The organism is Cohnella sp. LGH (assembly GCF_017671885.1).
Lineage (GTDB): Bacteria > Bacillota > Bacilli > Paenibacillales > Paenibacillaceae > Cohnella > Cohnella phaseoli.
On the sequence record NZ_CP072117.1, the window covers coordinates 4,960,271 to 4,985,176 of the forward strand.

Genomic DNA, 24,906 nt, shown 5'->3' on the forward strand with positions numbered 1-24,906 from the left:
CAAAAGTCGAAACGGCGACGCATGAGAAAATTTTCCGACCGCCGACCGACTGGCCTTACTCCAAAATCCGATCCGTCAGCATCTCGATCTGATGCTCGATGGCGATCGGATCGTCGAAGAACAAGTCGTAGTACGAGATTTTGTGAACCCGGTTGTTTTTGACCGCATCGAGATTTTGCCAGATCGGGCTCTGCTCCAGCCGCTCCAGCGTCTCGCGTCCCGTGCCCTCGGGATCGTACGTCGTTAAAATAATATGAGTGCCTGCAATTTCAGGCAGCTGTTCGAAAGAAACGGCATGGTTCCATGCATCCGTTCCGTCGAACATTTCCCGAACCTTCTCGGGAGGCTTCATCTGCAGCAGGTTATACACCACGTCTCCGCCCATATTGCGGTAGCCGAACACCTTCACGTCCTTCTGGAAAATGCTCAGAATCGTTACGGTCGTGTCCGCAGGAGCGTTGTCGGTCAGACGCTGCTTCTCCTTCGCCAGCTTCTCCTCGAACGAAGCAATCCATTCCTCCGCTTCCTCCTCCCTGTTCACCAATTGCCCGAGTACGCGCATCTTGTCGATTACGCCGTTGTTCAGCTTCAGCAATACCGAAGGCGCAATCTTGGAAAATTCCTTGTAGCTGTCGTCCCAAGTCGAGATGATCAGGTCCGGCTTCATTTCGATGACCTGCTCCATCGACTCCGCGAACCCTTCCGTTCCCTCGGCCTCCCGATAAGGATATTCGCTCAGCAAGTATTCCGGATAGCCGACCGGCCTTACGCCAAGCGCCAGCAACTCTCCGTAGTACCAGTCCGCCACGATGCGCTGCGGATCGGCCGGAACGACCGATTTTCCGCCAGCATGCTCGACCTCCCTCGTTGCGGCAGTCGCTGGCGAGGCGGGCGCCGTCTGGCTCGGCGCGCTCTCCGCTGCGCTTGAGGCGACCGGGCTCGAAGCCGGGCTTGTCCCGATAGCGCCCGAGGGAGACGGCGACGCGGCCGGCGCGGAAGAACAGGCCGACAGCATCAACATCAAGCTGAGAGCTGCGGTCGTCATCATCGTCTTGCTTCTATTTGCTCCAAACATCGAATACTCCCCTTTTCCCGATAAGTGATCCGGCTTTGCCAGTCCACTATCAGAATAAGGGAGGTTCGCGCCATATCCTATGGCGGTATCGCGCAATCGGATTGAACTTATTTTCCTGCAGTCGCCGGGCGTCATCTTGAAGTGGCTTTTGAACGTTTTGATCAGATGGAACTCGTCGGAAAAGCCGCAGCTCCAGGCAATCTCCCGCAGCGTGGCGTCCGTGCTTAACAGATGCGTTCGAGCCGCCTCTACCCTTGTTCGGATCAAGTATTCCTGCGGGCTGAAGCGCTCCTGCTTCTTGAACAGCCGACTCAGATGGCCGGCGCTGACATGGAACATTTCGGCCATCGCTTGCAGCGATACCGCTTCGCGATAGTGCCCTTCGATATAGCCTTTGACAAGCGCCACGACGTCGGGCTGCAAAACATCCACGCCGCCCTGCTCCAGCTCCTCGTAAATCTCGCAGACGAACCGATAGAAGGCAGCTTTGCCAAAAAAGCGCTGAAGCGGGGCCGGCCCGTTCCAACGCTCGTGCATTTGCCGCAGCTGCTCCACGAAGAAAATCGGATTCCGCGGCGCAAAGCCGTACAGCTCCCGAAACGGATTCACGAAGCTCAGCAGCCGCTTCAGCTCCGTCTTGTAGAACGGCGGCTCCTCCGCTTTATAATACAGCGCGTAGCAGTCGCATCTCGATCCGGTAGGATGAATAGACAGCCGTGTCCCTTTGCCTCCGTGAAAAAGACCGAATCTCTCCACGCTGTACAGCTCATCGTTCAGCCGCACCTCCGCCGGACCTCCGTAGGAGCAGACGAACATGCTGCTCGGCATCCGGTACTCGTCGATCGGTTCTCCGGACTCGACCGCCCACTGACGAGTATCGGCTATCGCAATGGAGGAATGCAGCCACACCTGAATCGCCTTGCCCAGCTCCTCCCGGTCGGGCATACGCTCTGCCGGTCGTTTCTCCATCATTCCGCTCGCTCCTTCGCAAAGCCGAAACGGCGACCCCGGACCGGCGCCGCTTCGACTCGCTTTGACATAAATCGATTATAACTGAGATTGATTCTCAATGTCAAAGGAATGCGCAGGAGGTAGCTCGGGGCGAATCAAGCGGGAGCGCCCGACTCAGTCTAGGCCAAGCGCGTTCTCGGGCAGGCCGGTCCATTGCAGACTTCTTTCATACAGCACTCGCTGCTGCTGCGAATCGTAGGACACCGGAACCGTGGATACGGCACGGCCGCCCGCGTAATATTTCCCGCTCGACGAGCCCGCTTCCGGCGACGCAGCCAGATGCAAAATGAGCCGAGCGCCCTGCTCGGGAGAGCTCATGAACAGCTTGGCCAGCGGACGGAGAAATCCCGGCACGCTTCTCGTCGATTGCGGCGTGTAGATCACGCCCGGATGAAGCGCGTTGACGGCAATTCCGCTTCCCCCCAGCCGCTCGGCCATAAAATATGTCGCCATAATGACCGCAAGCTTGGCGGTTCGATAAGCAGTAAAGCTGGAATAGGGAGTCTGCGGCCGAATAGCTGCATCCAGATCCAGCGTCTTGGCCTGCATGACGGAAGCGACGTTAACGATGCGGCCGTTATCGGAGGCGCGCAGCTTGTCCAGCAGCAGATGCGTCAGCAGGAAGGGAGCCAAATAATTGACGGCGAACGTCATCTCGAAGCCGTCGGCGCTTGTCTGCGGGCGGTCGAACAGTCCGCCGGCGTTGTTGACGAGCACGTCCAGCCTGTCTCCGCGAGAGCGGAAAGCTTCGGAGACGTCGCGAACGGACTTCAAGGAGGACAGGTCGCAGAGAAGCAGCTCGATCCGCTCGTTGCCGGTCTGCTTGACAATCTCCTTCCGCGCCGCCTCGCCGCGCTCCCGATTGCGGCATACCATAACGACAGCGGCCCCTCGCTCCGCCAGCCCTCTGGCGGCGGCAAATCCGATACCGGAATTGGCGCCGGTAACCATACAGATTTTTTCTTTCATTCCCCCGTCTCCTTCCCTCAGCCGACAAAAGCGAATACAGCACGGCTATGAAGCTTGCATTCTCATCATAGCAAAAAAAACCATAAAAGAAGAGGCTGCATCCTAAGTCATTGAGGACGACAAACGGACAGGATCGCTTCATGGACGCGGAGAATCTCCGTCCCTGTTGCCGATCCTTTTTGTCGCCTTGACTTATGAAGCAACCTCTCGTTTTCCGCCGGGCGCTAGTTCTCAAGCTCCATCAGATTTTGCGCCGCCAAGCGGACGGCCAACACGCTTGCCGTATTCAACGAGTTATCGAAAAACAGCACATGACCTTCCTGCACCGCTTTAAGAGAATTCCGCACCTTTAACGATTCCTTCTCCTTCACCGATGCCTTGGCCGTCGCAATATCATGCTGGATAATGATGTAGTCCGAATTCATTTGCGACAGTCCTTCCAGGGACAGCGTTTCGCTGCCCTCCGGGTACCCCTCCGGAGCCTTTAAGCCAAAGCTGTCGGCCTTGTAATACATCGTGTTGCTCGTCCCCGGAGCGAAGAAGTTCGCCTTGCCGTCGATGCGCAGCATCGCGAAGGTTCGGTTCATCCGGTCGCCCAGCTTGTCCTGGGTTTGCTTGATTAATTCGTTCGTCTCTGAGATGTACCGTTCCGCTTCCTTCTCCTTGCCGATCATCGCCGCGCAGAGCATCGTCGTATTTTTCCAGCTGTCGGCAAAATCGATCTGAACGACGGGAGCAATCTTGACCAAGCTGTCGTAGAGGGTATCGATGTGGCCCTTAAACGTCACGATCAGATCAGGCTTGGCTTGAGCGATGAATTCAAGGCTCAATTCCCGGCCGCTCCCCAGATCCAAAATGTCGGCCGTCGCCGCATAAGGCTGCAGCGTGCCGTATTCCTGCAGCGCTTCCGCAGCATTGGCGGAGGCGAACGGCGGCTCGCCCAAGGCAAAGAAATAGTCCAGATAGACGGGATGCAGCACGGCGATTCGTTCCGGCTTCTTCTCCAGCACAATCTCGTTCCCGACGGCGTCCTTGATCGTCCTCGGCCATGCCTGTTCTCCCGCCTCTTCGGCGTCCGGCTGACTCTCGGCGGGTGAGACGCTCTGCTGCGAGGCCGACGGACTCGGCGAGCTTGACGGAGGCGCGGATTCGGAAGCGCCGCTGCTCTTCGATGCGCCCGAGCAGCCTGTCAGTACAGCAATCAACAAAACAAGCGGAACAAGCCAGCCTGTTAATCTTTGCATATTTGATTCCTCCAATGTTGTTCAATCCCCAAGTGCTCGTGCAATGTCGTACCCATATCTCCGCATGGTGATAGGGCGTCCGGCTTAAACAGGAAATCCCGCTTCGCCTTCTCCGCCATTTTCGCCAGTTCAACATAAAAGTTGCTTGAAACCTGCTTTGCGCCGCTCTCTTCGCTATGCCCGTCCTTCCCTCTCCGCCAAGCGGCAGACAGGGACAAGCCGATGCAAAGCTGTTTTTTTCTACAGCTGACCAATTCGCATACATGAACTTGAGGGAATAGTGAACATCGCTCGAGCTGACTGCCCCTACAGCCCGGGGTGCCGATAATCTGAGCAGATTCGAATTTTCGCCTGTTTCTTGCTGCTTGCGAGGCCCTTATGCAGATTCTAGGCGCCCTCAGTTTCAGATTAAACTTATCGCTCCACGGTTCAGGCAAACAGGTTGTGCTTCAGCCAGCCCATAATTTGGAGCTGAGGCCAAAAAAGTGCCTTGACGCTACTCCAGCCAGGGAGCGAAGGCCAAAAAAGTGCCTTGGCGCCACTCCAGCCGGGGAGCATCGGCCAAAAAAGTGCCTTGACGCTACTCCAGCCGGGGGGCGAAGGCCAAAAAAGTGCCTTGGCGCCACTCCAGCCGGGGAGCGAAGGCCAGAAAAGTGCCTTGGCGCCACTCCAGCCGGGGAGCGAAGGCCACAAAAGTGCCTTGGCGCCACTCCAGCCGGGGAGCGAAGGCCAGAAAAGTGCCTTGACGCTACTCCAGCCGGGGAGCGAAGGCCAGAAAAGTGCCTTGACGCCACTCCAGCGGGGAGCGAAGGCCAAAAAATTGCCTTGACGCTACCCGAGAAAGCCAATGTATGTCAATTGGTCACCCGTAGTTTTTTCGCACAAATTCCCAACTCTTCCCTGCCATTAATACATTAGATAATGATTATCATTATCGATAAGTAGTTTAGCAAGAGAAAGGAGAAATAGGAATGCACAAATGGTTAATCGCACATGCATCATTATTGAACGGAAAGTTGGCCGAAACGATTATTCCGGCCGTCGATTCGAGGTTTGCAACGCGTAGTCGGTAGGAGAAACGCCGAATTTCTTCTTGAATGCTCTGCTGAAATAAAGCGGATTGGCATAGCCGACGCTAACCGCCACATCCCGCACGAGATAATTGCCTTCGCCGAGCAGCTCTCTCGCTCTCTCCATTCGATAGTGGATCACGTAGTCGATCGGACGAAGCCCGGTATGCTTATGGAAAAAGTACGAGAAGCTCTTCGGACTCATTGCATGCAGCTCCGCCAATTCATCCAGCGTCAGCGGGTCCATGTAATGTCCGTTGATATAATCTACCGCTGCTTCGATCGCTCGCCGGCCCGGCGCGCTGACGGCCTCCCGGTGCTTGCAGCCCGTCAGAACCTGATCCAGGACGCTGAGAAACAATTGCTTCGCGCGAAGCCGTCCGATGCCGTCCTTCGTGCGCGCGTTCTGATGAAGCACGGCCAGCAGCTCCGCCACCCGCGGGCTGGCTGCCGGATCCAGCAGGAAATGCACATCGCATTCGCGGCCGCCTGACGCATCCCCGAAGCTGTAATACACGGTATAGTACTCATATTCCGTCAAGCCGGTCGCCCTAGCGTCCATCCGCATGCCCGGAGCCGCATGAAGCACCGAACCCCTCCGCAGCTTATATTCCTTCTCGTTCACGCTTATCGTCGCTTCTCCGCGAACGACAAAAAGAAAGCCGTACTTAATCGTCTTGAACTCGCGCAGCACGCTTTTGGGCTGGATCACCAAACGGTGAACCCCATTGATCTCATAGGAGCCGCCGGCAAAAATATCGGCCAGCTTGTCCGCGTTCATCATATGACCGTCCCCTCCTCCGATCGTCGCTATCCGCCAATCGGCCTTCCTTTTCAATATACAATAACTGTCCGACGAATGCCCCCTTGAACGCGAAGAAAAAAATATCCCAGTCATTCCTTAACAAGACTTAAGAACTGCCAGGCGCCTGGTTATGCTATATTTACGTAGGAAAGCACAACGAACATACAGGTGATGGGAATGTCTTCGAATACGACGATCTTGTTGGTGGACGACGAGAAAGAAATTATTAAACTGATGGAGATTTATCTCCTTAACGAAGGGTACAAGCTGCTCAAGGCCAGCGACGGATTGGCGGCCTTGGAGCTGATGTCCGCCAATCCGGTGGACCTGGTCGTTCTCGACGTGATGATGCCGCATCTGAACGGGATCGAGACTTGTATCAAAATCCGCGAGCTGTACGACGTGCCGGTTATTTTCCTGTCCGCCAAAAGCCAGGACATCGATAAAATATCCGGACTCAGCATCGGCGCGGACGACTATGTCACGAAGCCGTTTAACCCGCTGGAGCTGATGGCGCGCGTGAAGTCGCAACTGAGGCGTTACGACCGGTTTAAGCGGCAGCTTCATAACGACGGCAGCATCATCGAGATCGACGATCTGGTTATCAACTTCGCGAACTATACGGTCACGGTGGACGGCAAGGAGGTCAAGCTGACACCGCGCGAATTCGCCATTCTAAGGCTGCTCGCCGTCAATCGCGGCGCTGTGCTGAGCATGGACGCGATCTATGAGAAAGTATGGAACGAGCCATTCATGGAATCCAAAAATACGGTGATGGTGCATATCCGCAAAATCCGCGAGAAAATCGAGAAAGACCCGCAAAATCCCCGGATTATTAAAACGGTATGGGGCATCGGCTACAAGATGGAATCGACTACGTAAGGTAAGGAGGAGAAACGATTGAGCTTGTATTTGAAGGATACGCTGCGTTGGAAGCTGCTTTTCTACAGCCTGGCCAGCGCGACAATAACGGCAGGTACGCTGTATGCCGCCGACTTTCTTGTCGCCCTGCTGCTGCAATCGTCGATTCGCGCGCCGTTTGCCTACGTGATTAACCATATCGGGTCGTTGCCCGTCTTTATCGTTGCCGGAATCGGTCTGTACATTGCTAGCTTTTTTCTGCTTATCCGCGGAACCCTGCGCAGGCTGGAGAGCCTGCATCACTCCTTGCAGCGCATGGAAGAGGGAAGCTTCGAGGAGTTGGCTGCGTCCCGTTCCGCCGACGAGATCGGCCGCATCCAGGAGATGATCGGGCGGTTAGGCGGGCAGCTCAGCCGCGATCTGAAGCGCATTACCGCCGGCCTGCAAGAGATCGCCGACGGCAATTTCGACCGGCCGATCGAGACGGCGGACGCCTCCGGAGAGCTCGCCGAAGTCGCACATAGCATTAATGCAATGGCGGCCAAGCTGAACCGCTCCATTCTCGACGAGCGCAATGCCGAGAAGACCAAAAACGATCTCATTACAGGCGTGTCGCACGATCTGCGAACGCCGCTCACCTCGATTCTCGGCTTCCTGGAAGTCATTAATCAGGACCGTTACCGGGACGAGGTCGAGCTGCGCCACTATACCGATATCGCCTATCATAAAGCGATCAGTCTCAAGAAACTGATCGAAGACCTGTTCGAGTTTACGCGGATCAACAACGGCATGCCCCTTAATATCGTCGGGCTGGATCTGGTCGGTTTTATGCGGCAGCTCGCCGAGGAGTTCGTCCCCCAGCTCAAGCAGGCCGGAATGACGTGCAGAATCGAGGCCGACGACGAAGCGCTGATCGTCTCGGCAGACGGCGATCTGCTCGTCCGCAGCTTCGGCAATCTGATCTCCAACGCGATCCGCTACGGGCGGAAAAGTCCGTACGTCGACATCTCCGTGCACCGTTCCGGCGAGGAGGCGATCATCGCGATCGCCAACTACGGAGATCCGATTCCCGAGCGGGATTTGCCGTTTATTTTCGACCGGTTCTATCGAGTTGAGCGCTCCCGCTCCCAAGAAACAGGGGGGACCGGTCTCGGGCTCGCCATTACGAAAAGCATCATCGAAGTCCACGGGGGAACGATCGACGTATCCAGCCGCAAGGACAAAACCGTCTTTACGACCCGTTTGCCGCTGTAGGTTCCCGAGAGGGCCCTAAATTTTTGTACGGAAAATAATAAGATTTCGTTAAGATTTGACTTACCGAACCGTTAAGCTATCTCCTCTATACTTTCAATCAATGAAAGTCAGAGAGAGCTTAACGGTTTTTTGCGTGCCGGATAAGCCTCGGGAGAGGAGCAATTGCCTTGTTATTGTTGAAGCGGTTAAAGCTGAACGAATGGACGCGCGTCGCCCTGCTGTTCATTTTGCTCGTCGCCGCGCTGCTGAGGTTCGATTTTCTCGTTTCGGTCCACCATCACAATTCCCACGATACGATCAACTACGACATTATGGTACGGCAGCTCCTGGAGGAAGGCGTCTACGGCTACAAAAGCGCAAAGCCGAACGCTCAGGTATCCCCCGGCTACCCGTTGTTCATGGCCGCCGTGTACAAGCTGGTCGACTACGAGGAGCGCGATCCTTTTCCGGCGATCCGCTACTTCCAGCTCGTCTTCAGCCTGATTACGATCTGGTTCGTCTACCGCATCGCCCGTCGATTGGGCGGCGAATGGGCCGGACTGATCGCGGCGGCGGGCATGGCCGTCTACCCGCCGTTCGTATGGACGACAGGGGCGGTCCTCACGGAAACGATCGCCGCGATGCTGCTTACGGCGTATATGTACTGGCAGCTTATCGCCTTCGAGCGAAAAGATCGCAAAGCCGCGCTATGGGCCGGCCTCGCCCTTGGGCTGACTGCGCTCGTCCGTCCCGAGTTTCTGATCATGGCTCCGGCCGCTTACTTGCTGTATTTGCTCTGGCGCCGCAAGGGAGGTCAAGCGCTGAAACTGCTGCTGTGCACAGGGATCGGCATGGCGGTCGTGCTGTCGCCGTGGCTGATCCGCAACATCGTAACTCTGAACAAGCCGATTGTGACGTCGACCCAGGTTAATCCGTTCGCGGCCGGCACGTATCCGAACAAAAATTACGACGACGGTCTCGTCGAGCGCGTCGGAAAAACGCAGATGGAGGTCGCCAAGGAGCGGCTGCGGATCGGCTTTACGCAGCATACGTGGACGTTCGTCAAATGGTATACGGTCGGCAAGCTGGATTACATCTACAATAAAATGTTCGCTGGCAGCGGCCATAAGCCGTTCTATCCGGTCATCCCGTTCCGCTCGTCATTCCATCTGCTGCTGGTCTATACGGGGCTGATCTCAGCGATTGTCATTCTGATCAATTGGCGGCAGTCGGCCATGCTCATCGTTTTCCTATTGGTCGCGATATCGGCAGCCCGTCTCGCCTTCGTCCCGGAATATCGCTACAACTTTACGGCAATGCCGCAATTGATTATTCTGAGCAGCTTACTTGCCGCCCGTCTGCTAGCTTGGCTGTTTGCCCGGCTGGACAAGCGCTTCCGGCTTCGCTCTAAGCTGTCTATCACAAGGAGGAACCGACATGCTCAACATGACGTTTGACCAAATGACCTGCTTCCCCGGCGACAAAGAAGCGCTTATTATCGTGCCGGCCTATAACGAAGCCGAGGGCATCGTCCGTGTCGTGAACGAGATTCGGACGCGAGCGCCCTATGCGGATGTGCTCGTCGTGAACGACGGCTCCGATGACGCCACCGGAAGGCTCGCAGAGGAGGCCGGGGCGCTCGTCATCCATCTGCCGGCCAACCTCGGTATCGGCGGCGCCGTGCAAACCGGCTACCGCTATGCCGAGGAGAACGGGTACCGGTACGCCGCTCAGATCGACGGAGACGGCCAGCACAATCCCGCCGATTTCGAGCGGCTGCTCGATACGCTTCGCGGCAGCGGCGCGGACATGGTTGTCGGCTCGCGTTTCCTGACCGGCCAAGGCTTCCAATCGACGTTTGCCCGCAAAATCGGCATCGACCTGCTCGCCGGGCTCGTGTCGGGGCTGATCGGCCGCAAGGTGACCGATCCGACATCGGGCTATCGCATATGCGGCCGAAGGGCGATCGAGCTGTTCGCGCACGATTATCCGACCGATTATCCCGAGGTGGAGGCGCTTGTGCTGATGGACAACTCCGGCCTGACGTTTATGGAGACGCCTGTCGTCATGAGCGCCCGCAAGACGGGCAAATCCAGCATTTCGGCGCTCAAGTCGGTCTACTACATGCTTAAAGTAACGCTTGCCGTCCTTATATCCAAGAGCCGGAAGAGCAGGGGGTTGAGCGCTCAGCTATGAATCCGGACATTTATTTCGTCAGTTTTATGATCGGCATTGGCTTCACCGCAACCGTCCTGCATCTGATCCGGGTCCGGAAGCTGCGCGAGCAGTACGCCCTTCTGTGGCTTGCGCTAGGGATGCTGATGATCGTGCTGTCCCCGTTCCCGGGGATTATCGATCGTCTCGCCGCCTTCTTCAACGTCGACTACGCCCCGTCGCTGTTGTATTTGCTTGCGTTCATCGGCGTGCTTTTTCTCCTGATGCATATGTCGATCGCTCTATCGTCGCTAACCGGCCGGGTCATCAAGCTGACCCAGACGCTGGCGATGCAGGAGCAGCGGATCAGGGAGCTGGAGCAGCAAAAGCTGAAAATCCCGAGAAGCTTCGCTCAAGAAGCGGCGGAAAGAGCCGAAATGGACGACCGGGCATGGTGACGGCCTACGCCCTGCTGCTGCTGAACATCGCGCTGCTCGTAGCCGGACAGACGGTATGGAAAATCGGTCTGGACAGGCTGGGCGGCCTGCATCTGCACAATGTGCTGCAAGTCTTCTTCTCCCCGTGGATCCTCTCCGGCGTGCTGCTGTACGGCTTGGCGACGGTACTGTGGCTCGCCGTCCTGTCTCGGTTGCCGCTAAGCGCCGCTTATCCGCTGCAAAGTCTCGCCTACGTATTCGCGCTGCTGCTGGCGTGGCTGCTGCTGGGCGAGGTCATCCCGCCGAACCGCTGGATCGGGGCCGGCATCATTCTCGTCGGCGTTTGCGTGATTGGGCTGAAGTAAATCGGCTGAGGCGTGCAATTGGAAGGGCTAGAACCTCTCGATGCCGGCAGGTTAACTTGGCCGGACGAATAGTGCGGAGGCCAAAAATGTGCCTCCAAGGCCATCTATCCTACTGCAGGTTGCAATAGCAACGAAGATCGTGATAGCATATCAACCAATGGACTGTTACTTCAGTACATTAATCATGAATTTCTTCCATCCATATTCATTGTCGAAGTACTGGAGATGAACACATGCTACAGATTAACCGGGAGGACGAACGTCCCATCTGGCAGCAGCTTCTCGACCAAGCCATTCACAATATTACCACCGGTAACTGGCCGCCGGGCGAATTGCTGCTCCCGACCCGCGAGCTCGCGCAATTGATCGGCGTGTCCCGCTCCACCATACAGATTGTGTACGAAGAGCTATTCAGCCGCGGGTATACGATAACCTCCCGCCGCGGCGGGACCAGAGTGAGCGAATGGATTGGCGAGGCTCGTCCTTTGGAGGAGGTTTCGTCCCACGGGCCGCTTCTCCCCGAATTGCCGATGCTTAACGCCGCCGTCGATCATTTGCATAGTTGGTTGGGAGACAAAACGGAGCGAACAACGGAGATCGATTTCAGTCCTCACGAGCCTTATTTGGACGAGCAGTTTCAGAAAAACTGGAGACAATCCTTTTTGCGGGCCTCGGCGGAAACCGAACTGGACGCCTGGGCTTATGGCGACGCTTACGGATTCCTGCCGCTGCGGGAACAGATTCAGCGCTATCTATCGCTTGAACGAGGCGTGCATGTGAGCGTCGAGCAAATTCTGCTCACATCTGGCGCGCAGCACAGCCTCGATTTGATCGCTCAAGCGCTTCTGCGGCAAGACGACACGGTTTCGGTCGAGGACCCCGGATTCCCTGCCGCTTGGATGGCCCTGAAATACCAGCGCATGCAGGTTGCGCCTGTCCCCGTGGACGAGCACGGACTATGCGTAGACCGGATCGCCCCGGAGTCGCGGCTTGTATACGTAACGCCATCGCACCAATGCGCGGTTGGCGTAATTATGTCGGAGCCTCGCAGACAGCAATTGCTGCACATGGCTGCAGAGCAACGATTCTGGATAGTGGAGGATGACTACGACAGCGAATTTCGCTATCGCGGCGACCCTCTCCCTACCTTGTTCAGTCAGCGGCCTCAGAACACGTTATATATGATGAGTTTTTCCAAAATGATCGCTCCCGGCATTCGAATCTCGGCCGTCGTCGGCCCCGCCAACGCGATTCGTCAGCTTGCCCGAGTCCATGCGCTAACCTATCGCCAGCTCCCGATTATGGAGCAATTAACGCTTGCCCATTTTATCGAGCACGGTCATTTCATGCGTCATATGAGACGCGTTCGAAATGTGTATCGGCGCAGACACGAGGTGATGACGAAGGCGATTATCGCGACGGGACTGAGTGAGCGTTATAAGCTGAGCGGGGTGGAAACAGGCTTGCATATGCTGCTTGAAGCCGAGGAGGCATTTGACGAGGAAGCGGTAACCCGCTTGGCGAGCGAAAAAGGAATCCGCGTTTATCCGTTAAGCAAGTACGGTTTGGAGAGCAAGCGCAAAGGATGGGTACTGGGCTTTGCCAAGGTGGACGAAGCCGCGATTGAAGAAGGCATCAGGCGGCTGGCGGAGATACTTCCATAACGTAAGCATCCCCGCCGGCGGCCGCTTGATTCGCGCTTCTCTCTGTTAGCCCCCGCCGTCCTGCCGTAAATTCTCATTCCAGTAGTAGCTGTCAGGCAAATCTCGTTGACCGAATACGCTTGTCCCTACGCGGACGATCGTAGCTCCTTCTTCAATCGCCGCCTCGAAGTCGCCGGACATCCCCATCGAGAGAATATCCATCTCGACTCGCGGAAATTGCTGCTCTCTGATCTGCGTTTGCAGCGATTTTAACAGTCGGAAGCAATGCCGCGTCTCGTCGTTGGTGGCATTCAGCTTGCCGATCGTCATCAGCCCTTTAATGTTCAGCGTTTCGAACCGGGACAGCTGCTCGACCAGCTCCACGGCCCCTTCAGGAGGAATGCCGAATTTGCTCTCTTCGTAGGACGTATTCACCTGCACCAGAATGTCCATCGTCTTATTCTCTTTGTTCAGCTGCCGGTCGAGAGCCTGACCCAATTTCAGACGATCCACGGAGTGAATAAGCGTGACGTATTTGACCACGTCCTTCACCTTATTCGTCTGCAAATGTCCGATAAAGTGCCATTCCACCTCGCTGTACTGCCGCATCAACGGAAACTTGTCCCGCAGCTCCTGCGCTTTATTTTCGCCAAACAGCGTCGCCCCCGCCTGCATCGCCATTTGCAGCTTTTCCAGCGGTACGGTTTTGGTCGCTAGCAGCAGCTTCACATCCGCGACGCTGCGTCCCGAGGCCTGGCAAGCCCGCTCCATCCGCCGTCTCACCGCATTGAGATTTTCTTCAACCGGGTTGCTCATCTGGCCCGCCTTCTTTCCGACTTTGCTTTAGTCGAAGGAAATTTCCCTTACGCGTTTGATTTCCGGAATCGCGACCAAGGACTCCATTACGCTTTCGGGTGTTTTTTTATCGATTTTCAGGATCATAACCGCCGAATCGCCAATTTCGGTTCGCCCAACCTGCATCGAGGCAATGTTAATTCCGTTATCCCCGAGCAAGGTTCCGACACGTCCGATAATGCCCGGCTTGTCCTTCTGCGAGATCAACAGCATATGTCCTTCAGGCGAAAGCTCCACCGGGTAAGGACCGATGCGAACAATGCGTTCCCCCGCATCGGGCAGAACCGCACCTGTGACCCATCTCTCCTCGACGGTCGTCTTTAATCGAATCGTAATCTCGTCGAATGCATGCGGACTGTGTGCCAACAACGATTTTTGCACCGAAACGTTAATGTCGCGGGACTTCGCCAGGTGCATGGCATTTACGACATTGACCTGTTCCGAGCCAAGATGGCGCGTAAGTATGCCTTTGAGAACATAAGGAATGAGCGGGGTGACGTCCAGGTCCGCCAGCTCGCCCGAACATTCCAACGTAACCTCGCGTACCGCGCCGTCGGTCATTTGGGCAAGCGAGTTGCCCAGATGCGAGCACAAGGTAAAACACGGCTGCAGTCGGTTCAGCAGGTCGGTTGGCACGGCCGGCATATTGACCGCGTTTTTGAAAGGCTCCTGACGCAAAATATGAATCACTTGTTCGGAAACGTCCAAAGCTACATTCTCCTGGGCCTCCACAGTGGACGCACCTAGATGCGGAGTCACAATGACCTTGGGATGCCGCAGGAAGGGATGATCCGGTGCCGGAGGCTCGTGTTCGAACACGTCAAAAGCGGCGCCGGCCACAATCCCTTCGTCCAGCGCTTCGATCAGAGCAGCCTCGTCGATAATTCCCCCGCGGGCGCAGTTAATGATTCGCATTCCCCGCTTCATGACGGCGAATTGCGGCTTGGCGATCATATGATGCGTTTCATTCGTCAGCGGCGTATGAACCGTCATGAAATCGGCAGTTCGTACGATTTCGTCTACGGTCGCCGGCTTGATCCCGAGCTTGCTCGCCCTCTCCTCCGATAGGAAAGGATCGTATCCGATGACGGTCATCCCGAACGCCGCCGCGCGTTTGGCCACTTCGATTCCGATCCGGCCAAGCCCCAACACGCCAAGCACCTTGTTGCGTAATTCAACGCCTAAAAACGATTTACGGTCCCACTGCCCGGCTACGGTTTTGGCATAGGCTTGCGGAATATGCCGGGCCAGCGCCATCATCATCGCCAAAGTGTGCTCGCAGGTCGTGACCGTATTGCCGTCGGGCGCATTAATCACGATGATTCCCCGGTTCGTGGCCGCCTCCAAATCAATATTATCCACGCCGACTCCCGCTCGGCCGATCACCTTCAAACGAATGCCGGCCTCCATGATGCGCCGAGTCACTTTCGTTTGAGAACGGACAAGCAATGCGTCATAGTGAGGAATAACGGCGACAAGCTCCTCTTCGCTCAGCCCCGTTATTTTTACAACCTCCACATCTTCAGCTCCATTAAGCTGCTGCAAACCGAAATCGCTGATCGGATCGGATACCAACACTTTGAACATAAGATTCCTCCCTTTCTCTCTCTGTCAGTTTATCAAAGTTTGGTTTGTCGATATACATCCATATGCGACTTATTTGCACAATCCATAACGCAGCAAAAAAAAGCCTATGCCTAGCATGAACATAAGCTTTTCCAAGACATCGTTTTTCGCATTTGTTAAGATAACTATACATAGCATTTTGAATCATGAATCTTAATCAATTAATAGGTGCCAAATGAAAACCTTTCTGCAGCTTAATACGATTTTCCTGAGCATGATTATGGAAGCGATCCCGTTCGTTCTTCTGGGCGTTTTGATTTCAGGCGTTATTCAATCATTTATTGCAGAACGTTGGATTTCTCGAATTATGCCTAAAAACCGATATCTTGCTTCGCTTTTCGGTTGCAGTATCGGTATTCTATTTCCTTCATGCGAGTGCGGGATCGTTCCGATCACCCGCCGTCTATTAAACAAAGGCGTCCCTCTAAATGCGGGAATTGCTTTTATGTTGACTGGACCCATTATTAATCCAATCGTCCTATTTTCGACTTATATCGCCTTCGGGAACGATTGGCGAGTCGTTGCGATTCGTTCGGGAATGGCTTTCTTGGTTGCTTTGGCCGTCTCTTTATGCGTCGCGCTGTTGTTTCCCGTATTACCCTTACGATTGAACGAACAACAAGTCGCCGCTTCCGCGGAAAATTCCGTTGCTGCTCCTCGTCAGCCGTTTTTTCCAAAGCTGGGGCATGTTTTCCTGCACGCGATTGATGAATTTTTTTCCGTGGGAAAATATCTCGTGCTCGGCGCATTTATTGCCGCTAGCATGCAGACGTTCATCCCGACTTCGTCCTTGCTGCACATCGGAAGCAATCCGATCATGGCTTCCTTGGTGATGATGGGACTGGCGTTCACAATGTCGCTGTGTTCGGAAGCAGACGCTTTTATCGCTTCTTCTTTTCGTAGTACTTTCTCAATGGGTTCTATCTCTGCCTTCCTTGTATACGGGCCCATGATCGACATCAAGAATACCCTTATGCTGCTCGGGTCTTTTCGCGGAAAGTTCGTCGCCGTCTTGATTGCGCTGGTCACCCTATTTACGTTAATCGGCTCTTTAATCGTGGGGAGGTTTGTGTAATGATTCGTTTTCTTATCCTGCTCGGCTTTGCCCTCATGTTCTTGTCCATTCATTTTCAAGGCCAGTTAAATAAATATATCAACATGCGGTATGCTTATTTATCAATCAGTGCGATTGTTATTCTTCTGTTCCTCTGCATCATCGAACTCATTCGAATGGATCGATTAGAGAAAGCGGCAAAGAAGAAAGCGGAAGCGATCGAGTTACAACGCGCCGAAGGACATATATGCAAGGAAAATCATGAGCACATACATTCCCATGTTCACGATCATGAAGGCTCGGTCCATCTTCACGATGATTTCGGACATACTCATGAATCCTCCTCCAAGTGGAAACGCGCGATCGGATATCTCATTCTCGCTTTCCCTATATTTACGGGAATTTTTTTGCCGGTCTCGACGCTCGACTCGAGCTTTGTCAAAGCAAAAGGCTTCTCTTTCCCCTCGATGGAGCTCTCCTTATCCGAACAAAATCCGGGAGTGCATCAGTTTCTTAAGCCGGATTCCAGCGTGTTTTTCGGCAAGCAAGGCTACAACGAGTTTAAAAGCAAAGAGCTTGAACAATTTATTAATCTCAGTACGATCTCTCTAGACGATGAAAGCTATATGAAAGGCATGGAGGTCATTTACAATTACCCGGGCAAGTTCATGGGGAGAACGATTTCGTTTGACGGGTTTGCTTATAAGGGAGAGCAGGTCGATGGGGACCATTACTTCATTTTCCGTTTCGGTTTTATTCATTGCGCCGCCGATTCCGGCGTGTTCGGGATGTTAGTCCATTTTCCAAAGGGGACGAATCTCAATGACGACGATTGGGTCCATGTGACAGGCAAGCTGACTTCCGAGCTGTACCAGCCGTTCAAACAGGTAATTCCCGTGCTTAATGTGACCGAATTCAAAAAAATCGCTGCTCCAAAAGATCCTTATGTCTATCGCTTGTACTAAGCCGCTTTTTGCGACCGAAACCTATTGCCGTTCCCTGATCAGCCTCCATAAAATGCACCAAATCTCGAAGCAGTTCAAGCGTACTCCAGCTAAAATGATGCTCTAGCTGCTCAACCTCTCTTTCAATGCGTTGCTCGGGTACGCCAATCTGCCGTAAAAAACGTTCCAGCAGCCGATGTCTGTCAAGCAGTTGTTGACCGACTCGAGCCCCTTTCCTCGTCAAGGAAATCCGGCCATATTTCTCATATTCAATATAGCCGGATTCTCCGAGTTTCTGCGCCATCTTCGAAGCGGATGAGGGATGGACGGACAACGCTTCGGCAACATCTGAAACCCGAGTATACCCTTTTCCAAGCGACAGCAGATAGATTTGCTCCAAATGATCTTCCATGCCGGGCGTTGTCATCTCTTCTCCTCCTGTTTAGGTCGACGTCAGGGTCGGCCGCCTCAGTCTGGCAACGATGCCGTGCTTAGGCGAAGCAATGAAACTGATCATAAATAGAAGTCCGGTCGCAAAAGCCATCGACCCGGAAATTGAGGTGTCCAACCAAACGGCAATATAATATCCGGACACCGCCGCGATAATGCCGAACGCTCCGCTTAAACCCATCATGATCGCCAATCGGTCTGTCCAGAGGTAAGCCGCCGAAGCAGGGGTGATGAGCATCGCCACAACCATAATTGCGCCAACTGCGTCGAATGCCGCTACCGTCGTCACGGAGACTAGCCCCATAAAAACGTAATGCATAAGCACAACCGGGATGCCGATACTCGCCGCAAGCGCAGGATCAAACGAAGTCAGCTTCCATTCCTTGAAAAATCCGATGATTGCGATTAATACAACGACAAGCACGATAGACAAAATAAATACCGCTTCCGGCACTTCGCCAATCCAGGGCAGGCTCATTTGCTCCCAAGGAATGAACGTGATCTCCCCCATTAAAGTGTGCTGGACATCCAGATGCGCATTTCCGACCTTGGTTGCAATCAGAACAACGCCAACCGCGAATAAAGAAGTGAAAACAACCCCGATGGAAGCTTCCTGCTGCACGCCAAGAGAGTGCAGCCACTGAATTAATATCGCGGTCAGCAATCCGGCAACGATTGCGCCGATCAGCATATGAATGCCGCTTAGCTCGCGCGTGATCAAGAAAGCAGTCACAATGCCAAGCAACACCGTATGACTAATGGCATCCGCCATCATCGCCATTCGGCGCAGAACGAGCAATGAACCGACCAATCCGCAGGAAATCCCGACTAGAGAAGCAGTCAGTATAATCCAGCCGGCATAGCTCATGCCGAATTCCCCCTTTCCAGCGCCCCCCGTTGATGAACGGACGGCTTGTTAAGCAGCTTGCGCTGGCGATATTGCTGAATTCCCATGACCAGCAAGCCTTTGCGAACGCCTAAGGCCAAGGAGACGACAAACAGCGAAGCGGCCGCAATCACGATAAACGGGCCTGTCGGCCATCCTTTGCCGTACGCGCTCAGCAGCGTTCCGATGACGCCGGCGCCTCCCCCAAACAATGCCGACAAAATCATCATCCCCTTGAAGGAATTCGTCCAATATCTGGCGCTGACGGCCGGCGTAATCAGCAGCGCTGCCATTAGAATAACCCCCACCGCCTGAATTCCGATGACTATGACCAGTACAAGGCTAAACATATAGAGACTGTTCATCCAGCGGTTCGACAGCCCCAATCCTTTGGCAAACGCCGCATCGAACAGAAAAAGCTTCCATTCCTTGAAGGCGATCATCGAAATGAACAGAACAAGCAGCGCCAGTCCCGCCATAAGCCATACATCCTTGCTCACCATGGAAGCCGCCTGACCGAAGATAAAGCTGTCCAGACCGCTCTGGCTGGCTCCCGCCATACGGTTCACAAAGGTCAACAGCATGACGCCGAGACCGAAGAAGACGGACAGGATGATTCCCATTGCCGCATCTTCCTTGACGCGGCTTGAAGATCTAATCCAATGGATAAGCAGAGCGCCGAATAGCGCGCTCGCAGCGGCGCCGGCGATCATGACAGGCAGATTTTTCACGCCAAGGACAGCAAATCCGCAAATCACTCCCGGCAAAGCCGCATGAGACAAGGCATCGCTCATCAAACTTTGCCGCTTCCAGTACGCAAAGCAGCCGATAATGCCGGCAGCCGTTCCCAGAATTAAGGTACTCAGCAAGACCCATTGCGCATTATGCGACAAACCCAGTATCATCCAGACTTCGCTCCCTTCCAGCGCAGCGTTCCTCCGTATGTTCGATAAATGTTGCTTTCGGTAAACGTCTTCTCCGTTGGACCGTGCGCAATGACAGTACGATTCAGCAGCAAAACATGGTCAAAATAATCTTCTACCGTCTGCAGATCGTGATGAACGACCAGCACCGTTCTTCCCCGGCTTTTCAGCAGATTGAGCGTCGCCATAATCGCACGCTCTGTTGCCGCGTCCACGCCGGCAAGCGGTTCATCCAGAAAGTACAAATCCGCATCCATGACGAGGGCCCGTGCCAGAAAGACCCGCTGCTGCTGACCGCCGGACAACTGGCTGATTTGGCGCGAAGCATAGTCCGCCATCCCCATCTCCGCCAAAGCTTCCATCGCTTTTTCGCGGTGAGATCGTTTGGGCCACTTCAGCCAGCCGATTTTTCCGTATAGCCCCATCAATACGACGTCAAGCGCATTAGTGGGAAAATCCCAATCCACGGAGCCGCGTTGCGGAACATAGCCGATGCGGGATTTAACTTTCTGATAGGAGGAACCAAAGAAGCTGATCTTGCCCGCCAGACGGGGATGCAATTCAAGTATGGTCTTGAGTAAGGTTGTTTTCCCTGCTCCGTTCGGCCCTACAATGCTGGTCATCGTCCCAGGGCTAACATCGAATACAACGTCATCCAACACTTTATTTTTCCTGTAGGAAGCGGATAATCCATCAACGCTGAGAACCGGAAGCATCCCCGTCACTCTCCTTTTACGCTTAATGCTTGATAAATCGTATGTACATTATGACTGTACATGCCAAGGTATGTACCTTCCGGCGTTCCCGCATCGCCCATAGCATCCGAGAACAATTCGCCGCCGACCGCTACATGAAGCCCTTGCTTCTTGGCCCCTTCGATTACCGCATTGATAGAGGCCGGATTGATGCTGCTTTCCACAAATACGGCAGGAACTTGGTACTCCACCAGCAGCTTTACCGTATCGTCAATATCGGATAAACCTACTTCGTCTTCCGTGCTCAGTCCTTGCAGCCCGACCACCTTGATCTCGTTCATGCGGCCAAAATAGCCGAATGCATCATGCGCTGTAATCAATACGCGTTTCTCTTGCGGAATTTGCGACAATTTCGCTTTGGCATCGGCCTTAAGATCGTCCAGCTTTTTAAAATAGGCTTCTTTGTTGCTTTCGAAATACTCCGCATCCTCGGGCGCAGCTATCTTCAATTGTTCGGTTGCCGCCCCAAGCGCTTGCTTCCACAAGTCGATGTCAAACCAGACGTGGGGATCGATCGCTCCCCCTTCGTCCTTTAATAACTGATCTGCCGGTATAGACTCGCTAATCCCCAATACCGGTCTGGTCTTGCCGATTTCCTCAAACACTTTGAGCATATTGGCTTCCAGATGGAGCCCGCTGTAGAAGATCATATCGCCGCTTTCCAGTTTGCCGATATCGCCTTGGGTCGCTTTGTACAAGTGCGGATCGACGCCTGGTCCCATCAAGCTTTGAACCGTAACCCGGTCGCCTCCAATGATGGAAATCGGTTCGGCAATCTGAGCAATTGTGGTTACGATGTTCAGCTTGCTCCCGCTCTCTTTCGGATCCGACTTCTTGTCGGACGTGCATCCCGCCATCCATAGCGCCATTACAAGCAAACTAACCCCTATCAACACCCATTTAGACTTAAATCGTACCTGTTCCACTCTGTTCTCCTCCTAAAAAAATTGTCTAAACTCAAAAATTTTTACCTAAGGCAAAATTTATGGTCATGTATAACTTAATTACTTTCTATTTTCTTGTCAAGGCTTTTTGGAGTAACGCGGATGAAAATAAGTCATTGCAAGAGACGACATCCCTGATGTAGAATAGCAACAAATTATATTTTGCACAAAGGAAAAACTTTTCGTTTAATACAATTTTCTTTTCATCAATAAATTAAAGGAGGTTTCGGGATGATCTTCTCACAACATCGCCACTACTCTCTTTTTCAACCTATCGTCTGGATTGAGAACGAACGAGTCCACGGACACGAAGCCCTTCTCCGCTCATCCGATTCTATTTCTCCTGACTGCTTATTTCGCTTGGCCCGCGCGCATCGCTATTTATACGAATTGGATAGCGGCGCTATGGCCCGATCTATTTCGACGTATTTTCAACAGATGAAAAATTGCGGATCGCCTACCTGGTTATTCGTCAATGTTTTCCCCTCTACACTGCTAAACCCTGCGTTTAGCGCATGGATCGTCAACAAATTTCTGGACAACGGATTCCCTTTAAACCGAATCGTATTGGAGATTAACGAAGCGCCTGAAGAAGAGAAGATGTGGGATATCGCCTTATTAGGCGAGAGGCTATCTGAAATGCGTCAATACGGATTTCTGATTGCGCTTGATGATGTCGGTTCCGGCGCCGCCTCGCTCAAGAAAATTGTCGAGTACAAACCCGACATCGTAAAGCTGGATCGCTATTTCGGCAAGCACCTGGCCACTAACACAGCCAAACAAAGACTGGTTTCTCTATTTGCCGAGTTTTGCCGCGGGGAACGACTGCTTGTCCTGGAAGGTATCGAGCGCGCCGATGATCTGATCGCCGCACGATCTCTTGGCGTTCCGCTCGGCCAAGGCTTTCTGCTCGGACGTCCGGCCGCGAGCTGCAATTCTCCCTCATTTGACTATTGCCATTAGGAAGGATTACTCACATGCATGCATCAAAGTCGCTTCAGCCGACTTCAAGTGGAAGTCGCACGATTATTTTAGTTGTTTTCGGATTGTTCATTACGCTGCTCGGGGCAATCCTATTCGCCGGATCGGTTGGTCCAGTGTCCATTCCTTTTTCGCGAACGGCAGCTATTTTGCTGGAACAGATCGGGTACCCGCTCCCTGTCCAGGTTACGGAGCGGGAGTGGCTTGTCGTCTCGCAGGTTCGATTGCCGCGAGTGCTCGTTGGCGCGTTGGTCGGGATGGCGCTAGGCATATCGGGGGCAGCCATGCAAGGAGTGTTTCGAAATCCGTTGGTTGAACCCGGGTATGTAGGCGTATCCAGCGGAGCGGCAGCGGGGGCGGTATGCGCTTTGTTTTTTGGCTGCAAGGCGGCTTGGAAGCAAGGACCTGGGAGCATCTGCAATTGATCGCCGCTCCGATCTTGTCCGGATGCCTGCTTATGCTGATCTTTGGCCGCCACTTGAACATGATGCTGCTTGGCGACGATCAGGCTGCGACATCTGGCGTCAATATCCGGCTCGTTCGCTACCTTTTACTGGCGCTTGCTTCCCTAATGACGGGAGCGGCTGTCGCGGTGAGCGGCATTATCGGCTTTGTCGGTCTTGTGGTACCGCATATCATTCGCTTGCTGGCAGGGCCCGACCACCGCCTGCTGCTGCCGGCAAGCGCTCTAGGAGGCGCTATCTTCCTTGTATTGGCAGATGTCGTATCGCGAATGGTTCTTCAGCCGGTCACCTTGCAAGTTGGAGTCGTCTGCGCCTGTATCGGCGCTCCTGTATTTATCGCCATCATTATTCGCTCGCGTCGGGGAGGTCATGCGCAATGAACATGCTTGTTGCCCATCAAATTCACAGCTTTATCGACAATCGCCAAATTCTGCATGATATCTCCCTGAGCGTCAAAGGAGGTGAATGTGTTGGCTTAATTGGACCCAACGGCAGCGGCAAATCCACCTTGCTCCGGACTTTGGCGGGTCTTCTTCCCCCTTCCTCCGGACAATTCAGCATAGCGGATCAACCGTTTGGACGATATACGCGCAAACAGCTTTCCAAAATCATCGGTTATGTCCCGCAAAATACGGCCATTGAGTTTGATTTTACCGTGCGAGATATCGTGCTGATGGGGAGGTTTCCCCATTTGCCGCCCTTCGGCAATGAACGCGAGCTGGATCGGCTTATCGCGCAAAAAGCGATGCAAAAAACGTCGACTTATCATTTAGCCAATCGATATGCAACCCAATTATCCGGAGGACAGCGACAAATGGTGTTGATCGCTAAGGCGATCGCTCAAGAGCCTCGTCTGCTCTTACTGGATGAGCCGATTTCGGCGCTCGATATTCGCTATCAATTGCATGTGCTTGAATTGATGCGCAAGATGGCTCGGCAAGGCTTAGCCGTGATTGCCGCTTTGCATGATTTAAGTCTGGCAGCGCGTTTCTGCGACCGCTTGATTTTACTTCACAACGGAAGCTTGCTCGCTGCCGGCGCACCTATGGAGGTGTTGACGCCCGCTATGCTCCAAACCGCCTATGAGGTAGATGCGGCTGTATATACCGATCCTTCTACCGATTCGCTAGCTATTACGGCCATTCAAAAATCAAGAGGAGAGAGAACGCCATGAGCCTAATAAAGAAATCTATTAAACTTTGGACACTCCGTTTATTGCTGCTAACCGCAGCAGCAGCCGTGACGGGCTGCGGCTTAAGCCAAGAGCCTTCGTCGCCAGGCAAGACAGATCAAGTGAACGAATCCGCTAGCGCAATTCCTTCGAAACCTGAACGGATCGCGGCGCTGTCGCTTGATGCCGCCGAGGTCGTGCTGGAACTAACGGACGCGGAACGCGTAGCCGTCGTGCCGAGAAGCATTGAAAATCCTTCGCTCGCTTTCCGGACAGAGGAGGGAAGTCGCGTTGCCAATAAAATTGCCGGCGCCACTTCGCTTGATCCCGAGCAAGTGCTGTCTTACAATGCCGACTTGTTAATCATGACCAAACTGCACGACAAGGAAAAAGAAGCCACGGAGCTGCTCGAGCAATCCGGCATTCCCATCATTTCCTTGGAATCATGGAGCACAATGGAAGTATTGATGAATAACATCATGACCATTGGCGCCGCTATTGGCGAGGAGAAGCAGGCCGCTGATATCGTAGCGGAAATGAAAAGCCGACAGGAAAAAGTCGTTTCCGCCGTATCCGAGGCGGTAAGGCCCACTGTACTGGTAGTCTCGCCGCTTGGACCTGGCACCGGCCCCTACCTGCTCGGCTCCTCCAATATTTCATATGATCTGGTTCGCCTTGCCGGAGCCGCACATGCTGCGGACAGCCTTGGATTGACGCGTACGACCAAAGCGACCATCGAGCAAATAATTAAGGCCGATCCCGACTATATTCTGCTTGTTGAATGGGAGAAAGGCAAAAACGATGAAATGAACGAGGTTACGCAAACGCCAGGCTGGTCGACCCTACAGGCTGTAAAAAATAAGCGTGTCCTCGTCATGCCTGCGCGCAAGCTGCTTAACCCGACGCGATACTCAATCGATACGCTGGAAGAGATTGCTCATTGGCTCCATCCGGAACGTTTGTAATTCATTCCACGGAGGTGAACC

23 protein-coding genes and 1 pseudogene are annotated in these 24,906 nt (G+C 53.9%); 13 read left to right on the forward strand and 11 right to left on the reverse strand.

From position 1 onward, the window contains the following. Window positions 1–55 precede the first annotated feature (55 nt). The 4 genes from J4772_RS21335 to J4772_RS21350 all read right to left on the reverse strand — a co-directional run bounded on the left by J4772_RS21335 (window position 56) and on the right by J4772_RS21350 (window position 6,153). Window positions 56–2,047, reverse strand: a complete 1,992-nt coding sequence (locus tag J4772_RS21335; protein WP_209071314.1) for an AraC family transcriptional regulator — start codon at window positions 2,045–2,047, stop codon at window positions 56–58. Window positions 2,048–2,200: 153 nt separating this feature from the next. Beyond that, window positions 2,201–3,055: an SDR family oxidoreductase gene (locus tag J4772_RS21340; protein WP_209071315.1), complete on the reverse strand. Its 855-nt coding sequence runs from the start codon at window positions 3,053–3,055 to the stop codon at window positions 2,201–2,203. Between the two features lie 224 nt (window positions 3,056–3,279). Further along, window positions 3,280–4,299 carry an ABC transporter substrate-binding protein gene (locus J4772_RS21345; protein ID WP_209071316.1) on the reverse strand — a complete coding sequence of 340 codons (1,020 nt, stop codon included), beginning with the start codon at window positions 4,297–4,299 and terminating at the stop codon, window positions 3,280–3,282. Between the two features lie 1,029 nt (window positions 4,300–5,328). Next, the gene (locus J4772_RS21350) at window positions 5,329–6,153 is read right to left on the reverse strand and encodes a helix-turn-helix domain-containing protein (protein WP_209071317.1); all 825 of its coding nucleotides are present in this window, start codon (window positions 6,151–6,153) and stop codon (window positions 5,329–5,331) included. A gap of 198 nt (window positions 6,154–6,351) precedes the next feature. Between J4772_RS21350 and J4772_RS21355 the strand changes: the two genes are divergently transcribed. From J4772_RS21355 to J4772_RS21385, 7 genes are all read left to right on the forward strand, one after another. Further along, window positions 6,352–7,056 (forward strand): response regulator transcription factor, encoded by a 705-nt coding sequence (locus J4772_RS21355; RefSeq protein WP_209071318.1) that lies wholly within the window; start codon window positions 6,352–6,354, stop codon window positions 7,054–7,056. 18 nt (window positions 7,057–7,074) lie between these two features. Continuing rightward, window positions 7,075–8,289 (forward strand): sensor histidine kinase, encoded by a 1,215-nt coding sequence (locus tag J4772_RS21360; RefSeq protein WP_247740805.1) that lies wholly within the window; start codon window positions 7,075–7,077, stop codon window positions 8,287–8,289. A gap of 167 nt (window positions 8,290–8,456) precedes the next feature. After that, complete coding sequence (locus J4772_RS21365) at window positions 8,457–9,725, forward strand: ArnT family glycosyltransferase (protein WP_247740806.1); 1,269 nt, start codon at window positions 8,457–8,459, stop codon at window positions 9,723–9,725. Beyond that, window positions 9,706–10,464, forward strand: coding sequence for a glycosyltransferase family 2 protein (locus J4772_RS21370; RefSeq protein WP_246016848.1), 759 nt, complete (start codon window positions 9,706–9,708; stop codon window positions 10,462–10,464). The genes J4772_RS21365 and J4772_RS21370 overlap by 20 nt, the downstream gene beginning before the upstream one ends. Further along, complete coding sequence (locus J4772_RS21375; protein WP_209071319.1) at window positions 10,461–10,880, forward strand: DUF2304 domain-containing protein; 420 nt, start codon at window positions 10,461–10,463, stop codon at window positions 10,878–10,880. Before J4772_RS21370 ends, J4772_RS21375 begins: the two co-directional genes overlap by 4 nt. Further along, window positions 10,874–11,224, forward strand: coding sequence for an EamA family transporter (locus J4772_RS21380; RefSeq protein ID WP_116064174.1), 351 nt, complete (start codon window positions 10,874–10,876; stop codon window positions 11,222–11,224). The genes J4772_RS21375 and J4772_RS21380 overlap by 7 nt, the downstream gene beginning before the upstream one ends. Before the next feature lie 233 nt (window positions 11,225–11,457). Continuing rightward, window positions 11,458–12,888, forward strand: a complete 1,431-nt coding sequence (locus tag J4772_RS21385; protein ID WP_209071320.1) for a MocR-like pyridoxine biosynthesis transcription factor PdxR — start codon at window positions 11,458–11,460, stop codon at window positions 12,886–12,888. Window positions 12,889–12,933: 45 nt separating this feature from the next. Here J4772_RS21385 and J4772_RS21390 read toward each other — a convergent pair whose 3' ends face one another. Both J4772_RS21390 and serA read right to left on the reverse strand, forming a co-directional pair. Further along, the gene (locus J4772_RS21390) at window positions 12,934–13,683 is read right to left on the reverse strand and encodes a YggS family pyridoxal phosphate-dependent enzyme (RefSeq protein WP_209071321.1); all 750 of its coding nucleotides are present in this window, start codon (window positions 13,681–13,683) and stop codon (window positions 12,934–12,936) included. 27 nt (window positions 13,684–13,710) lie between these two features. Continuing rightward, complete coding sequence (gene serA / locus J4772_RS21395) at window positions 13,711–15,309, reverse strand: phosphoglycerate dehydrogenase (RefSeq protein WP_209071322.1); 1,599 nt, start codon at window positions 15,307–15,309, stop codon at window positions 13,711–13,713. Window positions 15,310–15,523: 214 nt separating this feature from the next. Between serA and J4772_RS21400 the strand changes: the two genes are divergently transcribed. Next, a complete protein-coding gene (locus J4772_RS21400; protein WP_209071323.1) occupies window positions 15,524–16,423 on the forward strand; it encodes a permease in 900 nt (299 codons plus the stop codon). Next, on the forward strand, window positions 16,423–17,367 hold the full coding sequence (locus J4772_RS21405; RefSeq protein ID WP_209071324.1) for a TIGR03943 family putative permease subunit: 945 nt from the start codon (window positions 16,423–16,425) through the stop codon (window positions 17,365–17,367). The genes J4772_RS21400 and J4772_RS21405 overlap by 1 nt, the downstream gene beginning before the upstream one ends. Here J4772_RS21405 and mntR read toward each other — a convergent pair. From mntR to J4772_RS21430, 5 genes are read right to left on the reverse strand one after another with little or no spacing between them, the layout of a single operon-like run. Further along, window positions 17,318–17,773 carry a transcriptional regulator MntR gene (gene mntR, locus J4772_RS21410; protein ID WP_209071325.1) on the reverse strand — a complete coding sequence of 152 codons (456 nt, stop codon included), beginning with the start codon at window positions 17,771–17,773 and terminating at the stop codon, window positions 17,318–17,320. The two genes, J4772_RS21405 and mntR, sit on opposite strands and share 50 nt — an antisense overlap. Window positions 17,774–17,788: 15 nt before the next feature. Further along, entirely contained in the window at window positions 17,789–18,664 is an 876-nt protein-coding gene (locus J4772_RS21415) for a metal ABC transporter permease (protein WP_209071326.1), read from the reverse strand. Beyond that, window positions 18,661–19,587 (reverse strand): metal ABC transporter permease, encoded by a 927-nt coding sequence (locus J4772_RS21420; protein ID WP_209071327.1) that lies wholly within the window; start codon window positions 19,585–19,587, stop codon window positions 18,661–18,663. The genes J4772_RS21415 and J4772_RS21420 overlap by 4 nt, the downstream gene beginning before the upstream one ends. Next, a complete protein-coding gene (locus tag J4772_RS21425) occupies window positions 19,584–20,321 on the reverse strand; it encodes a metal ABC transporter ATP-binding protein (protein WP_209071328.1) in 738 nt (245 codons plus the stop codon). Before J4772_RS21425 ends, J4772_RS21420 begins: the two co-directional genes overlap by 4 nt. A 5-nt stretch (window positions 20,322–20,326) precedes the next feature. Further along, window positions 20,327–21,217, reverse strand: coding sequence for a metal ABC transporter solute-binding protein, Zn/Mn family (locus tag J4772_RS21430; protein ID WP_371822909.1), 891 nt, complete (start codon window positions 21,215–21,217; stop codon window positions 20,327–20,329). Between the two features lie 318 nt (window positions 21,218–21,535). Between J4772_RS21430 and J4772_RS21435 the strand changes: the two genes are divergently transcribed. From J4772_RS21435 to J4772_RS21450, 4 genes and pseudogenes are all read left to right on the forward strand, one after another. Then, window positions 21,536–22,267: an EAL domain-containing protein gene (locus J4772_RS21435; RefSeq protein ID WP_209071329.1), complete on the forward strand. Its 732-nt coding sequence runs from the start codon at window positions 21,536–21,538 to the stop codon at window positions 22,265–22,267. Between the two features lie 14 nt (window positions 22,268–22,281). Next, window positions 22,282–23,129 (forward strand): annotated as a pseudogene (locus tag J4772_RS37585) (FecCD family ABC transporter permease). After that, a complete protein-coding gene (locus tag J4772_RS21445) occupies window positions 23,126–23,923 on the forward strand; it encodes a heme ABC transporter ATP-binding protein (protein ID WP_209071330.1) in 798 nt (265 codons plus the stop codon). Before J4772_RS37585 ends, J4772_RS21445 begins: the two are co-directional and overlap by 4 nt. After that, window positions 23,920–24,885: an ABC transporter substrate-binding protein gene (locus J4772_RS21450; RefSeq protein ID WP_209071331.1), complete on the forward strand. Its 966-nt coding sequence runs from the start codon at window positions 23,920–23,922 to the stop codon at window positions 24,883–24,885. The genes J4772_RS21445 and J4772_RS21450 overlap by 4 nt, the downstream gene beginning before the upstream one ends. The last annotated feature ends 21 nt before the right edge of the window (window positions 24,886–24,906 follow it).